This window comes from Holzapfeliella sp. JNUCC 80, from assembly GCF_053667655.1.
This window is the reverse complement of record NZ_CM132205.1, coordinates 1,115,555-1,131,751: the sequence shown is the minus strand read 5'-3', so window position 1 is coordinate 1,131,751 and position 16,197 is coordinate 1,115,555. Positions and strand designations below refer to the sequence as shown.

Here is a 16,197-nt window from a genome sequence, read left to right as displayed (position 1 = left end):
GTCCTTCCATATAGTATGATTTATATATATTAATTATTAACAATTGTAAACTGTTTGACAAAATTGTCAATGCACTATATTATTTTTTAGAAAAGGACGTGAAAACTTAATGGAAAATAAAGAAAATAACCCAACCAATTCCTCACTTGAAGTTGTGAGTATTTTAATGCGAGTTTTGTTTCATAATATGAAGTTGAATGGCTCGCTTTCAAGAATGCAATTATTAACGTGTTTCGTTGTAATCGACGAAAAGAAAGTTAAAATGTCAAGATTAGCCGATTTAATGGGCATTTCACGCGTGCAGGTGAGTCATTTAGTTAAGTCACTTGAAGAACAAAATATTGTTGCTAGAAAAACTAACCCTGATAATCGCCGAGTAGTTGAAGTTGAGATGACTCAATATGGTTATGATTATGTCCATGAACAGTCAGAAGAATGGCGTCAAAATTTTGAAAAAGAAATGGTGAGCGTTTCTAAAACTGATTTGGCTGAATTAGATCAGCATTTAAGTCAAGCAGTTGAAATATTGAAGAGAAATGGCAAATAAATTTGCGAATGTAAACTAAATACCAATAATATTAATATAAAATTTAAGTTTAAAAAAATAATTAAATTATTATATTTAGGTATAATAATTTAATGGTTAATTTTATAAATGTTGTTAAAACAACGTTTATATGGTTGACTTGATTAGCTAGAAGTGTATTTTTCACTTATAAAAAATAAATGACCGGTTAATATAATACCTAATCATGATTGGTCATATTTAAAATAGATGACATTTTTGACTAAGAAGAGTACCCTCCTAGATGTAAAATCTAGGGGGTATTTTTTATGAAAAATAAACAAAAGAATTTCGACTCAAAAGTATCTAAAAAAGTAATATATGCCAGTTCTGCATTACTTGCAGCTACAGCATTTGCAACTGTCGCCACATCTGATATGGGACAAAGTATTCAAGGGGTTAACCCTGTTGTTCAAGCAGCTACTGATTTGAAAGTGGCACGCTTGGATGGATTAGTAACTAATACAAGAAATATTAGCTTTTATGTGCCCGGGGCACAAAATCATACTATTTCCTCTATTAGTGTAAAATCTCCTAGAACGGGGAATTGGCTTTCTTGGCGTGCCTCTTCAGTTAAAGTATCATCAGATAAGCAACATTTCGATGTTACATTTACTAATTCAGATAATTTAAATTTTATCAACAACTCTGAAAATGTTGGTAAATCTATGACCTTTGAACTAAAATTTGATGGAGATAACGGTATAAAAATTCCTTATAGTAAGGCCATCGATTCGTCCGAATTAATGAACGCTAAAAAGCAAGGGAAATCAAGTATTGACGCTTTAGTTAATCTAACTGCTCAACAGTCTGAAGATTACAAGACTCAAATTGAAAATAGTCAAAATACAACTCAAGTTAATACAATTGTAAATCAAGCCCAAGCCACTAATGACTTAGCCACTTTAAATCAATATAAAAAACAAAAACAATCTGAATTAAAGCAAAAAGGTAAAGAGATAATTGATTGGATTATGTCTTGGTTTAGGAGAAATCCGATGACTCTACTTAATCCCAAAGAATTAGCAAGACAAACTTCTTTAATTAATCAAATTAATTCATCCTTGAATAAAGCACAAACCGATATTAATAATGCTAATTCAATGGATGAGGTTGACCGAATTGCCAATAATGCAACTACACAATTTAATCAAACAAAAGATACAACAGATACAGCTAATGCAGATGCACTTAAAAAGTCAGCACAAAATCAAGCTAAAAAAGAATTACAAACAAAGTATGATAGCTTAAATGAGCAACTTAATATGATGTCTGATTTAACAGATAAAAGTAGTTTGCAAACAGAACTAACTAATGCGTTAAATTCTGGAAAGACAGCAATTGAAGGAGCTTCTTCAGCAGCCGATACTAATGATAAAAAGGCAGCGGCTATTAGCAATTTAGAAGGAGTTTTAGCAAAAGCTAAAAATGATCAAAAATCTAATCAAGATAATCGCTTATCAACTAGTCGAAATCAAGCTAAACCAGGCTTTGATAACCAATATCAACAACTACAGGCTAAACTAAACAGTTTACCAGATAGTAGTTCAAAAAAATCAGATTTAACTCAACGAGTAACAGATTTTTACTCTCAATCTAATCAAAATAGTTTAACTCAAGCTCCTGATGAAGCAAGTCTAGCTCAAGCCAAGACTGATTTAACACAAACATTTAACACACTATCCAATGACTTAGATATTGCTAAGTTACAACAAGAAGTAACAGATTTAATTACTGCTAAATCTACAGCTGTTAAAGATGCCATTAATGGAATGGGAAGCATCATTGACAAGACTGATATTATAAACTCCATTAAAAATACGACAACAGATTTAACTAAGACTATTCCCAATACACTTTCAGATTTAGCAATTTATAAAGAAAAAGTTAGCCATGCTTTTGATAAAATTCAAGCTGATGCGGGTCTTTTGAATCAAGGTAACTTAGAACAGGCTAAAAATGACGCAAAAAGAGCTATTAATCAAAAAACTGATGAAGTTCAAGCTATTATTGATGAATTAGCTAATCCACAAAAAGCACAGCTACAGTCAGAGTTAAATGCTAAATCAAAAGCAGGCAGAGATAATGTAGATGGTGCGTCAAAATCCTCAGATGCGTTACTTGCTAAAGACAGTTCTTTAATAGATTTAGAAGCTCTTAAACAAAAAGCAAACCAAGCAAAAGCTGGTCAACAAGCCGCTAATAACAATCAACAATTAGCTCAATCTGCTCGAAACTATATTCAAGGTCTGCAACCACTTTCAGATGATAAAAAACTAGGGTTTAACAAACAAGTTAATGATTTGGTAAGTAACTATCAAACTCAATTAGCAGCTGATAATGCTGATGTTAATGCTTTATCAACTAATTTTGCTCAAGACCTTGAAAAAATAAAATCAGCAGCTAATTTAGATAATCAAAAACAAATTTTAGATAGTCAAATCACACAAAAAAATGCTGATGCTCAAAAGGTTATTGATAATAGTTATAACTTAGATAGCGGCCAAAGAAGTCAATTGACTAAAGATTTAACTCAAAAGACAAAAGATTTGCGTCAATCAGTTTCTGGTGCTCAAAATACTGCTGATTTAGAAACTAAGAAGAGTGAGATTGGTCAACTAGATAATTTTGCTAAAAATACAAAATTAGCAGACGATAAAGCAAAAGCAGCCCATGATTTGAAAACCAAGGCACAAGAAGTGAAGAATAATCTTGATAAGTTACCGGGATTAACAAAAGAGCAAATTAAAAGTGCCCAAAAATCAATCGATGATAAGTTAAATGATGGGTTAGCTGATTTAAGTAAACCAGAAACTACAGACGTTAATGGTAAAAAACAAAGTATTGCAAGTACTTTAGATGCTATTTTGAGTCAGAATACACAAAGCTCCAACCAAGTATTAACTGATAAACGTACAGATCTAGAATCGCAATTAGAAAATAAAAGAAGTGAACTAGAAACTAAAATTAAGGCATTATCTTACTTAGATTCAAGCCAGATTAATTCTGGTATTGATAAAGTTAGTGGCCTAAAAAGTAAGGCCGTTACCGATTTAGTTCCAATTGAATCTATTGATCAACTTGAACAAGTTGCTAATTTAGCTCTCGCTAATATGGAGGATGAATACAATCAACTCAAATTAGCAGATGATAAGGCTAAAGCTAGTGCAACATTATCTGAAAATATTGATAGTGAAAATGGTCGAATTGACAATTTGACAGGATTAAGTCCAGATGAACAACAAGCAGCAAAAGCTGAATTAAAAGCAATCAAAGATCAACTACCAGCAGTATTTGATGGTTTAGATAGTGATAATGCAATTGCCCAAAAACAATTGAATTTACAAAATCAAATTAATCAAGTTTATGATAAATATAATCAAAAGAGCAATGCTAATCTTGAAAATGCTAAAGCAAGTGCTAAATCAAGATTAAAAACACAACGTGACGATTTACTAAGTGAACTTGATAATGATGCAGATTTTAATTCCTTAACTGCAGAAGAAAAACAAAATTATATAAATCAAGTTAACGATGCATTCAATGAAACAGCACAAGATAATACGAAAATTGACAAATCGGATTCGACACAAGCTATCGGTTATTTTGAACAAGCTACAAAAGCTAAACTTACTGATTTATCAAATCAAGCTAAATTAGCAAGCATGAAAAATCAAAAAGTTGCTGAACTTTTGGAACAAGCTAAACTTGAAACCTTGCAACGAAATCAACAAACTTCAGTTGATCAGTCAAATGGCGATATCAAATCTGATTATAGCCTTTCTGGTTTAACGGAAGAGGCTAAACGACAATTGCAAGATGAGTTGAATAATTTAGCAAGCACAACGGTAGATTTAACCAATGCCAAAAGCGAGCAAGAAGTTTTATCTGCGTTTAATCAACAGTTAGCTGCAATCAATCACAGATTTGACGAAGCAGCTAACACGAGTCAAAAAAACATAGAAAATGCTAAATCTTCTGCTAAATCTGAGTTAAAATCGCCGATTTTAGATGGATTGAATTTAACTGAAACTCAAAGACAAGAATTTGACAATCAAATTAATCAGAAATTATCTGAGGGCGAATCCAATATAAATAATTCAAAAGAATTTGAAACGATTTCTCAATACAAAGATTCAGCAAATCAAGGGATGCAAGCTATTTTAGAGCAAGCACAACTTCAATCTGATAAGAACACAGCTATTGCCAAAGCAAATCAACATCGAGATAATCAAAAACGTGCTATTGACCAAATGCTAGGCTTGAGTGATTCAGATAAAAACGGTTTGAAAGGTCAAATTGATAATAGCATTAATGCATTAGTTGCCGACAATTCAGAATCGATTTCTGGTGTCAATTCTAGTGAACAAATTACATCCTTAGTAGCTGACAATAATGCTGCTATCGAAAAAATTATGGACGATGCTAAACAAAAGAATCTCGATAAAATTAATGATGTTCGAACAAATGCTAAATCAGAATTACAAAAAGAAATCAATAATAATACGCTTCCAGAATTAATGGATAGTAACTTATCTCAAAGTTATCAAGATGAAATTAATCAAATACAATCTGATATGGAAAATTCAATAAAAGATAACGATAATCCTAGTGATATCGCTTACCAATTAGAACAGGCTAAACTCAAAGTAGCCGATGTCAAAAGACGTGCTGAGCTAGACCAAAAACGTGAAAATGCACGCCAGCAATTGCTTGATTATGCTCAAAAATTGACAGGTCAATTAGATAAGCTACAACCAGTAGATCAAACAGATAAAGATAATGCAAAGGATTTGATTAATCTTATTTCTGATGAAGCAGAATTTGGTTCAGCAAATTCACAAGCAGAAATCACACAAGTTCTAAGCCAAAAACAAAAAGATATGGCAGATTATTATCAATCGGCTGAAGATATTAAACAAGCCAATTTAGAGTCAGAAAGAACGGATAGATTTGAAAAATTAGCTGAACAAGTTGATAATTTACAAAATGAAATTATCAATCAAAGAAGTTTAACACCTGAACAGCAAGAACAATACATTAATCAACTTTATACTGCGTTGTTCAATGCCAATGATGATTTGCAACAAGCCCCATCTAAAGAAGATATGGATGGCATTGAAACTACAATGAATAAAGTGGCACAAGATGTCATTAAAGATGCTAAATTGACCAATAACAATCAACAACCAACACCAACACCAGTTCCAACTGATGATAATAATGACTCACCACAGCCAACCAATCAAAAACCAACTGCAAGTGAAGTGAGTCAAGAAGTTGGTCAAGCAGTTAAACAGGCGCAAGATACAATTAATCAAAATACAACGTTAACTCCTCAACAAAAACAAAGTTATTTAAATGCTTTAACTAACTTGCAAACTGAGTCGAATAATCAATTGAATCAGCCTGGATTTGATCCAAGTACATTCAACATGCCTAACTTAAATCAAAATGTGCAAGCTATTTTAACGAGTTTCAATTATTTTGTTAAGAGTCAACCAACAAAACAAAATAACACAACACCTAATAATCAACCAACTAATGCTAATACAACAGCTAATACTCAAAATGCGGGTAATAATACTATTGCAAATAATAGAAATGGTAATCCTACTCAAAATGCAGGCACAACCAGAACTGATTCAGGCAATAGCTACCGTTATTATCCAGCAACCACAGCTCAAACAATCGGGTCTCAAGGACAACTTGAACCAGCTAACTCAGGCCAAACGCAAAACAGCAATGGTAACAGAGATACTGGCGGTTTAATTCAAAGATCAAACCAAGGTAATAACCGTTCATCTGTTGCTAATGGTGGAAGCAATGGTTCTGTTAATAAGGTAGCAAACCTAAACAAAGATAATGACGCAGGTCAATCTAATAAATGGTGGGATGCTATTCCTTATATTGGTGCTTTAATCGTCGCTATGGGTGGTATTTTCTGGTTAATTGCTAAACGAAGAAAAGACGATAATGAAGAAGAATAGAATTAAAAAAACAGACCTTTTAGGGTCTGTTTTTTTAGTTTGCTTTAGGTTTGCAATTTGAGCATTTCTGGCATAAGCCTTCAAGAACAAATTGATGAGATAAAATTTCAGCTCCTGGAATCTGCGATTGGTAAATCGACATGGGGCATTCTTTAAGTTCAGTGACTAAACCACAGTTTTGGCAAATGAAGTGATGATGGTGATCAAATTCACAAATGACTTTAACCATAGCGTGTCCCATTTGATTATTTTGTTCAAGCAGTCCGGCTTCTTCAAGTTGCTTAAGATTGCGATAGACGGTATTGTAACTCATTGAAGGAAATGTTTGGCGCATTAATTGATCAATTTTTGTAATATCTAAATACGTATCACGGTGTTCAATTAGCAAGTCAATTAAGACTTCACGTTGTTTGGTTATTTTAAGTTGGTTTTGTTTCATCTTGGCTAAGACTTGTTGTTTTAGATGATTCATTTAATTTCCTCTTTTCTTTTGATCAATAATCCTATATAATTATAAATCGTAATGATTATCATTTAAAGGAGAAGTAACTATAATTATGAAAAAAATATTTTCGACAATCGTACTAGCGCTTGCAGCCGTTGTTTTTGTAGGATGTCAAAGTCAATCTCAGCAAACAACAACAACTAGTGGCTCAAATTCGGAAAAAGCAATCAATGTGATTACTTCAACGGATGTTTATAGTAATATTGTATCAGAAATCACACAAGGAACTTCTGCAAATGTGACGCCAATTATTTCAGGTTCTAGTGCAGACCCTCATCACTTTGAACCAACAGCTAATGATGCTAAGAAAATCACGAATGCTGATTTAATTGTGGAAAATGGCTTGGGTTATGACAGCTGGTTTGAAAAACTAGTGAAATCAACCGATACTAAAGCACAAAAAATATCAATTGCAACAGACATTGGCCAACTTAAAGATGGCGATAACGAACACATCTGGTATGATGTTAGCTTAATGAAAAAGTTTGTTGAAACAACCACCCAAAAATTGAGCGAAATTGATTCAGCTAACCAAGCAACTTACCAAAAAAATGCACAAGATTACTTGAAGAAGTTTGATACTTTAACTACAAAGATTAACGATGTCAAAAGTCATCTATCTGATGCCAACAAAAAGGTTAACGTATCAGAACCAGTTGCTGACTATCTCCTTCAACAAATCGGATTTGAAATTAACAACAAGCATTTTGAACAAGCAGTTGCAGAGGAAACTGATCCTTCAGCTCAAGATATTGCCCAAATGCAAAAAGATTTCGAATCAAAAACCGTTTCATTCTTTGTTTACAATACACAAAGTCACAGTCCATTAGCTGACCAAATGGCTGACAAAGCTAAAGCAGCTAACTTACCAATTCTTGAAGTGACTGAAACTAAACCTAACAACATGTCGTACATTGATTGGATGACAGATGTTGTTGATCACATTTCAAAATTAATGAACTAATTTAATTATGATGAGTTATTTTTTCAAAACCTCCAACATGTTTCTAAATGCTATAATGAGATTTAGAATCTGTTAGGAGGTTTTTTATGTTTAAAAAACGCGGAACATTTGAAAAAGTTCTGATGATTTTTATCTTCTGTTTCTTTGATATCTTATTAACTGGATTAATGGGAACAGTTAAGGCAGAACCCATTAGTATGGGATATATCATTAATAATGCCATCAGAATACTTGTGGCAGTAGCGATTATATACGTGATGACCATTGAATATGGATATGAATTAAAGGCTGATAATCAGCGGAAATTCCAATTTGATTGGCGATTTAATAAGCGCAATCTCATGATTACGATTATGGGTGCAGTTACCATGTTAGCTTTTCAATTTTTGATAGCATTAGCAATCCCTGCTAATCAAACTTCATCAAATGAAGCAGGATTGAATGAAATTTTAGCCAGTGTTAACTTTTTATTCCCACTGTTTGTGATGTTTGTAGGGCCTATTGTTGAAGAATATATTTTTAGAGGATTATTTTTCAACTTATTTTTCAAGAAGGATACGCGGTTAAATAACGTTGTCGGGATTTTTGTTAATGGTGTCCTATTTGGGTTAATGCACGAAACATCATTGTCAATATACTTAGTGCTTTATTCGGTGATGGGAATGATACTAGCTTCAGTATACTTGTTCACAAAAGATATTAAGTCATCAATTATCGTGCATATCATTAATAATGTAATTAGTAGTTTATAGTGAGGGGTTAAAAAATGTCGAAAAGTGTCAGCTATGTTGTTCGCTTAATTATGGCGGTTGTCGTTTTTTTCGTTGATCAACTCTTGTTAGTTTTTTTGCAAATGCCAAAAGAAGTTATGAGCTTGGGTTATGTTTTGGGTATTGTTCTTCGGTTAGCTGTTGCGGCAGTTGTCGTTTATGGGATTTATCGTTATTATCGTTACTTACTTGAAAAAGATAATCCTAGACAATTCATGACCAAACAAACCAAGTTTGGCTTTGACAAAGTAAAGCTTGTATTGGGATTATTTGTTGTTTTAATTATTGTTCAAGTTGTTATCAACTTGGTGTTATTAAAAAACCAACCAGAATCAGCTAACCAAGTTAAGATTATCGAATTTGTGAAAGGGAATAACTTTTTATTTGGACTATTCGTTGTCGTCATTGGTCCTATTCTTGAAGAAATTATCTTCAGAGGGTTATTCTTTGATTTATTTTTCAAACAGAGTTCTAATTTAAAGAATACATTAGGTATTATTTTAAACGGGTTACTCTTTGGTCTAGCTCATACTAGTTTTCAGTTTAACTTGAGCTTAGTCACTTATGCAGTGATGGGGGTGCTATTTGCAGGTATTTACCTGAAAACAAAAGATCTTCGCTGTTCAACAGGTGTTCATATGTTGAACAACTTATTATCATTTATTGGCATATTACTTGCAAAATAAAAAGCAGGATAAATTATCCTGCTTTTTTTATATAGTAATTTAACATGAATGGTGTTAAGACGGTTGTTAAAATAACGACAATGATAAGTTGTACATATAAGTCATGTGAAATAATCGATTTGGTTAGGCCGGTTTGTACTAATATTAAAGCAACTTCACCGCGAGCAATCATCCCACTTCCAACAATGTTAGCCTGGTTTTTGGATAGCCCAAAATATTGGCTGACTAATTTGCCAGGTAAAAATTTTGAAAGAATAGCAATTAGGGTGAAAATCAAAATTAATGGCAAGTTATCTAAAGCACCATCTAGTGTCATGTTCAGTCCGATTGAAGCGAAAAATAAGGGGATAAAAATCAGGTAAGCTGTTGCCGATATTTTGTCTGATACTTGATTGAAAAAGGTGGTATCCTTCAAAATAATACCGGCAAAGAATGCGCCCATAATACCGCTAAGTCCGACTTTTTCGGCAAGAATAGATAAGCCAAAAATCATAACTAGTGAAAATATTTCATAGAAATAAGGGAGGTTAATCGACTTTGTTTTGAAAAAATTGTCGATAATAGGGAAGAATTTTTTAAATAGAAAAACAAAACCAAAGAAAATAACTTGCAAGATTAGTGTTTGACATAAAGCAAGGGGATCAAAACTACCTGTACTATTAAAGTTGATGAAAAGACTCAAAATAAATAGCGTCAAAAAGTCATCGACAATTGCAGCACCAATTAGAACATTTCCCATTTTACTTTGCAATAAACCTGATTCTTTTAGAACTTCCAGTGCAATTGAGATGCTCGTTGCAGCGAGTACAATACCTAAAAAGATACTTTCGTTGAATCCGACAGCGAATATTGTGATACTTGCTGTCGCTATCAAAATAATGGGAGCAATAACACCGAGAACAGCGACAGTGAAACTGGATTTAAAGACACTTTTTAGTGTTTTTAAATCACTATGTGAACCCGCAATAAAGAGTAAAAGGATAACTCCGATTTCAGAAACAGTACTAATGGCTTCATCTGTATGAACCCAACCGAGTAAAGCAGGTCCTAGCAAAACACCAGTAAGTAGTTCACCAATTACAAGTGGCAAACTAATTTTTTGAAAACCTGCTTTTAGCAGTGTAGAGACGATTAAAATTAAAAATAAACTTAAAATAAGGTGCATTTTCATCATTCCTTCCAAATAAAAAAACGCACTTTCAAAACTTCTCATCTACCCAAATGAGAGGAAGTCTTGAAAGTGCGTTGCACTCCAACCAAAATACGATTATTTATTTCTATTATACTAAATTTTTAGTAGACTCTCAATATTTTTCGCCACGTGGAGGGAGTTTTGCAAGTAGGCCTAAGACGATTGTGATGGTATCAACGACTTCTTGCAAGATAGCGCCGAATAGTGCTGGAATTAAGCCGAATGAAGCAACTAGCATTAGCATAATCAAAATAACGATACCTGTAATAACGTCTGTTCTTGCAACATTCATGGTACGGCGTGCAATTTTGACAGCACGGCTAACGTGAGCTAAATCGTCAACTAAGATAACAGCATCTGCACTTTCACTAGCGGCAGTTGCACCAGTTGCGCCCATTGCGATACCCACATCAGAAGCAGAAAGAGAAGGCGCATCGTTAACGCCATCACCAACCATCATGACAGGACGATGATTATCTTTGATTGCTTTTAGATAATTGATTTTATCAATGGGTAGACATTCTGCTTTAACTTGATCAATGCCTAACTCTTGAGCTACTTTATTAGCAACCAAGTGATCATCACCCGTTAGCATCATAATATTTTCGACACCTAAAGCTTTTAAATCAGCAATTGTTTGCTTAGCTTCAGGACGGACTTGATCTGAAAAGGTGAGATATCCGGCATATTGTCCAGCAATAGAAACGTGAATGGCAGTTTCGGTCAGTGATAAATCTGGATGATTTAATGAAACGAAGTCTAACTTACCAACTTTGATTTCTTGATTGTTGACAGTTGCAATCACGCCATTACCGGTAACTTCTTTGAGATTAGATACCGGATACAACTTATTATGATTAACTTCGTTTAGTAATGAACGAGCTAAAATATGAGAAGAATTTTGCTCAACACTAGCTGCAAGTTTGAGAAATTCTGCCTCATTAATGTCTGTGTATAATTGCACATCATTAAGCTTTAATTGATTTTTGGTTAACGTTCCTGTTTTATCAAAAGCAACCGTTTTAGTTAAAGCAATTTTTTCGATAGTGGTCCCACTTTTTACGACGATATGATTACGGCTCATGCGGCTCATACCTGCAACTAGTGAAACGGGAGCGGCAAGGATTAAAGGACAAGGTGAAGCGACAACCAAGACTTCGGCAAATCGGACAGGATCTTTGCTGACAGCCCAGGCAACACCAGCGATAACTAGTGCAATGATGGTGAATGGGACGGCATAACGATTTGCCATTTTAACGAATTTCGCTGGTTTTGCTTCAGAGCTTTTTACCAGGTGCACAATTGCTTGATATTGGGATTTTGATGCGACTTTTTCAACCTTCATTGTGACAGAAGAGTCCCCATTAATTGATCCAGACATTAATTTTTGATTTTGCGTCTTTGAAACAGGAGTTGATTCACCAGTTAAAGAAGACTCGTCAAAAGTTGAAGATCCTTGTGTAATGACACCATCTACTGGGACTAATTCCCCAGGTTTAACGACAACTAAATCACCAACATTTAAATCATCTGCGCTGACTTCTTTTAGTTTTGAGTCAGCAGTTAAAAGGTGAGCAGACTGCGGTGCATTTTTGAGTAAAGATTCCAGTTCTTTACCAGCTTGTGAGGCCGCATAATCTTCAAGTGAGTCACCACCTGTTAACATGATTAAAATCATCAAACTGGCCCAATATTCACCAACAATCATAGTAGCAATAATTGCCATAATTGCTAAAATATCGACACCATATTTACCAGATTTGATTGTTTTGACCATTTCGATTACCAACGAAATAGCCATTAAAATTCCGACAATTGTGATTAGCACTCGAGCGCTAATTGGTGAATGAAAAATGAATTCTAAAATTAAAGCCATCACACCAACTAAAAGCGTGACGCCTAGTTTCCATTGATGTTTCACTATTATTCCTCCTCAGGTTAAACTAAAATAACGATAAACTTTGAAACTATCTTTCTAACAATATAAACCCTAAACTAAGGTTTAGGGCAACTAAAATATTTAAAATTGCCAGAATGTGATAGCAAGACAAAGTAGTTAGGTTTACCTAAAATCTAACACAATTAATCCTAAAAGTGAATTAATTAAGGCTAACAAAAAAAGCATTCTAATCGAATGCTTTTAACGTGTATCATGTTGACTGTAATAGTTAGTCATCGGATAAAGCTGATGTTGATATAATTGATCAATGGTGACAAATTCATATCCTGCATTTTTAAGATAATTAATAATAGTGGGTAGAGCATCAGCCGTTGTTTGATGAATATCGTGCATTAAAAGAATAGAACCAGAGCGTACATTTTGTTGAATCGTTTTAAGTAATACGTCTGTGCCTGGTTTCTTCCAGTCCTCACTATCAATGTTCCACTCTATAAGTGGTTTAAAAATAGCTTGGTCAACGACTTGATTTCTCGCACCATAAGGCGGTCTGAACAATGTCGGATAAATATGAGCAGCTTCATAAATTGCTTGATCAGTTTGATTAACTTGATTGTTGAGATCATCTGGCGTCAGTTTAGTTAGCATCGGGTGATTAAAACTATGACTGCCAATAGCGTGACCATTTTCTTTTACTTTGTTAACCAAGTTAGGATAGCGTTTTGCATTCTGGCCTAACATAAAGAATGTGGCCTTAACATCAAATTGATTTAAGGTATTCAAAATACTATCGGTTGAACCAGCTCTTGGACCATCATCGAAAGTCAAAGCAATAACTTTCTTTTGACTTTGAGTAGGCTGTTCAGTAGAAATTTGGTAATCAGGGTTCAATAAATAATTAATTGAAGCTATATCCAAAGTTGCTTGTTTGATAGTTGCGGCATTATCAGGAAGACGCATATCCAGTTGGTTTTGATTTAGTTTGAAATGAGTTGTATCTAAGGAAATGGACTGCAATTGATTTTTTAGTGTAAGGAATTGCTCAGAATTAATAGCGTTTGTTTCAAAAACATGTTTAGTCAAGGCTAGTTTAAAAGCAGCCTGACTCTTGTCATCAGCTTTAATCAAGTCTGCCAGCTTCAAAACTTTACTACCATCTTTTGTAGAATTGAATTCAGCGACTACTTTTGAATCCGTTGTTAGATTCTGACTATTTTTTGGAACACTATAAATTGTGTTCACTGAAATAGTGCTGTTTTCCTTTGATGTGAGGTAATATACATTGCCAGCTTCCAGGTGCTGATTGATTAGTGTTGTGGCAGTATTTTTAATAACTTCATTTTCTGGCAAAAAGTAAGCTTGGGGCTGGTCATTGCTTGTTGTAGTCAATTTTTTTAAGTTAGGATAAGTTTGTTCAATTAGTTGGTCGGCTGTTGGTTCAGAAGGAGAAGATGCCATTTTTATTGTCGCAATAGTAATCAAAGTTAAGACAATAAAAATACTGAATAAAATAAGGCCCCATTTTTTGAAGTTACGATTGTTTTTTCGACTTTGTCGTCTGACTTGTTTGCGCGATCGATGCATAGTGACAGTCCCTTTATCTATATGGTTTTTAGTAATCTATTATTAAGTCTATCATAATCAAATAACTACAAAAACAAAAAAGACATTCGATTTAATCGAATGTCTTTTATTAATCAAATTAGTTAGATGATGATTCTGATGAAGCAGCTTCTGAACTTGATGATTGAGATGATGAATCAGCAGCTGAACTTGATGATTGTGAGCTTGATTGATCACTTGATGATGATTGTGATGATGAATCAGCAGCTGAGCTTGATGATTGTGATGTTTGTGCATCTGATGATGAACTGTTTGAGCTGTTACCGTTTGAACAACCTGTTAATAACAATGCTGAAGCAAATAATGTGCTTCCTAGTACAACTAATTTTTTCATAGTATATTCCCTCCGAATATTTCCAATAAATATATATAAATAAGCTTTTAATGTCATCACGCTTGGACTAAAAATAATATTAATATTATGCAATAAAAAAAACAACTTATAAAATTGTAATTTAAAAAAAACATAATAAATAGAATCAGTTTCTTGTATGTACGAGATAATTGAACTTATGTAATCCAAACAGATTGGTACTAAAAGATTATCTTTAATCCTAATATTGCTACTTATTAACAGTTTTGTCAAGCAAAAAATAGCATAATAAAAAGCCAGCCCGGGGAGGCTGGCTTTTCTTTTGGGTCGACTAAAAAGTCGACGCAACGTTCAATCTACTTGGAGGAGTAAGAATGAATGAAAACAAAAGTTGGGTCATATTTGTTTATAACAAGCCTCAAGGGGGGTAACCTATTGGCTATGGTTAAACTATACTGATAAAATGTGAAAAAAGTGTGACCATTTTATTCAAATTCATTGAAAAATTGTAAAATGACCTGTTTTAGTGTTGTGATTGTCTCTAAATAACTTGATATTGTTGTGAACTCATCAACTTGATGCGCATTTTCCCAAGCATCAGGGCCAAATACTGCTACGGGGAGCGTTGGATTTGCTTTAACAAAATCGCTAGCATCTGTTGCACCATGGATGATTTTTAACTCAGCTTTTTTATCAAAGTTTGCGGTTGAAAGCGAAGTAAGTTGTTTAATTAACTTATCATTAGGGTCAGTGACAACTGGATAAAAGTCATGAATAATTTCAAGTTCAAGGTGGCCAGCTATTTCTTGATTTAATTGGTCAATAGTACGAGTCAAAATATCAATAATAGCTTGGTTAGGAGCAGTACCGGTTGGTCTGATATTACCTGATAATTCAGCATATTCAGGAATGGAATTGATTTGATGACCACCTTCAATTTTGGTAATGCTGTGGGCTAATTCACCTAAAATAGGGTCAGATTCAAACTTGTCAAAAAGGTGTGGTTCTTGATTAGCAAAAGCTATCAAATCAGTGATGGCATTGATACCATTTTTTGGAGCGGAACTGTGCCAAGCTTTACCATAGCTTTTAACGCGATAATTTAGTGAACCACAATGTGCATAGATAACATCTCCACCTGTTGGTTCAGAGATAATAAGCGCATCTAAATCTTTACTGTAGCCTTTTTCAGTTAGTACCTTAGCACCTGAAGCACCATCTTCTTCATTATTTGTCATTAAAAATCTTAGAGTACCGGCTGGTAAAGTATGCTCTTCAACTAATTCGATAATAGCGATAACTTGTGCTGCCAGACCACTTTTCATGTCACTTGATCCGCGACCATACAGCTTATCTCCTACAATTGTTGTTTTGAAAGGATCATATGTCCATTTACTAATATCACCGGCAGAGACAGTGTCAGCATGTCCTGAAATCCCTAAAATTTTATCAGATTTTTTTGTCCCTATTTCTGCGACCAACGTTGCACGATTAGGAGCAACTTCATCTACAATAGAAGAAATACCATGTTGGTCAAATAATTCTGCGATGTAATCAGCAATTTCTTTTTCATTTTGATCAACGGTATTAATTTCAATTAAGTCACTTAATATTTTTACTTTTTCTTCTTGTCTCATTTTTAACTCCTAACTATTTGACATAGTATACTGTAACTAAGAGACTAAATTAAAA

At 33.8% G+C, this 16,197-nt stretch carries 11 protein-coding genes; 5 read left to right on the top strand and 6 right to left on the bottom strand.

The features are described 5' to 3' along the window. Window positions 1-109: 109 nt before the first annotated feature. Window positions 110-547, top strand: a complete 438-nt coding sequence (locus JNUCC80_RS05555; RefSeq protein WP_454152880.1) for a MarR family winged helix-turn-helix transcriptional regulator — start codon at window positions 110-112, stop codon at window positions 545-547. Between the two features lie 287 nt (window positions 548-834). Further along, window positions 835-6,555, top strand: coding sequence for a hypothetical protein (locus tag JNUCC80_RS05550; protein ID WP_454152879.1), 5,721 nt, complete (start codon window positions 835-837; stop codon window positions 6,553-6,555). Window positions 6,556-6,589: 34 nt separating this feature from the next. Here JNUCC80_RS05550 and JNUCC80_RS05545 read toward each other — a convergent pair whose 3' ends face one another. Continuing rightward, window positions 6,590-7,027 (bottom strand): Fur family transcriptional regulator, encoded by a 438-nt coding sequence (locus JNUCC80_RS05545; protein ID WP_454152878.1) that lies wholly within the window; start codon window positions 7,025-7,027, stop codon window positions 6,590-6,592. An 85-nt stretch (window positions 7,028-7,112) separates the two neighbouring features. Between JNUCC80_RS05545 and JNUCC80_RS05540 the strand changes: the two genes are divergently transcribed. The 3 genes from JNUCC80_RS05540 (at window position 7,113) to JNUCC80_RS05530 (ending at window position 9,480) form a co-directional block, all read left to right on the top strand. Further along, entirely contained in the window at window positions 7,113-8,024 is a 912-nt protein-coding gene (locus tag JNUCC80_RS05540; protein WP_454152877.1) for a metal ABC transporter solute-binding protein, Zn/Mn family, read from the top strand. Window positions 8,025-8,110: 86 nt separating this feature from the next. Further along, the gene (locus tag JNUCC80_RS05535) at window positions 8,111-8,776 is read left to right on the top strand and encodes a CPBP family intramembrane glutamic endopeptidase (protein WP_454152876.1); all 666 of its coding nucleotides are present in this window, start codon (window positions 8,111-8,113) and stop codon (window positions 8,774-8,776) included. Window positions 8,777-8,790: 14 nt separating this feature from the next. Further along, window positions 8,791-9,480 carry a CPBP family intramembrane glutamic endopeptidase gene (locus JNUCC80_RS05530; protein ID WP_454152875.1) on the top strand — a complete coding sequence of 230 codons (690 nt, stop codon included), beginning with the start codon at window positions 8,791-8,793 and terminating at the stop codon, window positions 9,478-9,480. A 13-nt stretch (window positions 9,481-9,493) separates the two neighbouring features. On the opposite strand, the gene JNUCC80_RS05525 is transcribed toward JNUCC80_RS05530, so the two are convergent. From JNUCC80_RS05525 to JNUCC80_RS05505, 5 genes are all read right to left on the bottom strand, one after another. After that, the gene (locus JNUCC80_RS05525; protein WP_454152874.1) at window positions 9,494-10,645 is read right to left on the bottom strand and encodes a cation:proton antiporter; all 1,152 of its coding nucleotides are present in this window, start codon (window positions 10,643-10,645) and stop codon (window positions 9,494-9,496) included. A 139-nt stretch (window positions 10,646-10,784) separates the two neighbouring features. Further along, entirely contained in the window at window positions 10,785-12,593 is a 1,809-nt protein-coding gene (locus JNUCC80_RS05520; RefSeq protein WP_454152873.1) for a heavy metal translocating P-type ATPase, read from the bottom strand. Between the two features lie 219 nt (window positions 12,594-12,812). Beyond that, the gene (locus JNUCC80_RS05515; RefSeq protein ID WP_454152872.1) at window positions 12,813-14,153 is read right to left on the bottom strand and encodes a polysaccharide deacetylase family protein; all 1,341 of its coding nucleotides are present in this window, start codon (window positions 14,151-14,153) and stop codon (window positions 12,813-12,815) included. A gap of 118 nt (window positions 14,154-14,271) precedes the next feature. After that, window positions 14,272-14,526 (bottom strand): hypothetical protein, encoded by a 255-nt coding sequence (locus JNUCC80_RS05510; RefSeq protein ID WP_454152871.1) that lies wholly within the window; start codon window positions 14,524-14,526, stop codon window positions 14,272-14,274. Between the two features lie 464 nt (window positions 14,527-14,990). After that, window positions 14,991-16,142 carry an ArgE/DapE family deacylase gene (locus tag JNUCC80_RS05505; RefSeq protein ID WP_454152870.1) on the bottom strand — a complete coding sequence of 384 codons (1,152 nt, stop codon included), beginning with the start codon at window positions 16,140-16,142 and terminating at the stop codon, window positions 14,991-14,993. Between the last annotated feature and the right edge of the window lie 55 nt (window positions 16,143-16,197).

What these genes read in the sequence shown, in the direction of transcription:
- JNUCC80_RS05515 (WP_454152872.1), bottom strand. Translation starts at nt 14,153, where the DNA reads ATGCATCGATCGCGCAAACAAGTCAGACGACAAAGTCGAAAAAACAAT.
- JNUCC80_RS05505 (WP_454152870.1), bottom strand. Translation starts at nt 16,142, where the DNA reads ATGAGACAAGAAGAAAAAGTAAAAATATTAAGTGACTTAATTGAAATT.
- JNUCC80_RS05530 (WP_454152875.1), top strand. Translation starts at nt 8,791, where the DNA reads ATGTCGAAAAGTGTCAGCTATGTTGTTCGCTTAATTATGGCGGTTGTC.
- JNUCC80_RS05545 (WP_454152878.1), bottom strand. Translation starts at nt 7,027, where the DNA reads ATGAATCATCTAAAACAACAAGTCTTAGCCAAGATGAAACAAAACCAA.
- JNUCC80_RS05555 (WP_454152880.1), top strand. Translation starts at nt 110, where the DNA reads ATGGAAAATAAAGAAAATAACCCAACCAATTCCTCACTTGAAGTTGTG.
- JNUCC80_RS05525 (WP_454152874.1), bottom strand. Translation starts at nt 10,645, where the DNA reads ATGCACCTTATTTTAAGTTTATTTTTAATTTTAATCGTCTCTACACTG.
- JNUCC80_RS05540 (WP_454152877.1), top strand. Translation starts at nt 7,113, where the DNA reads ATGAAAAAAATATTTTCGACAATCGTACTAGCGCTTGCAGCCGTTGTT.
- JNUCC80_RS05510 (WP_454152871.1), bottom strand. Translation starts at nt 14,526, where the DNA reads ATGAAAAAATTAGTTGTACTAGGAAGCACATTATTTGCTTCAGCATTG.
- JNUCC80_RS05535 (WP_454152876.1), top strand. Translation starts at nt 8,111, where the DNA reads ATGTTTAAAAAACGCGGAACATTTGAAAAAGTTCTGATGATTTTTATC.
- JNUCC80_RS05550 (WP_454152879.1), top strand. Translation starts at nt 835, where the DNA reads ATGAAAAATAAACAAAAGAATTTCGACTCAAAAGTATCTAAAAAAGTA.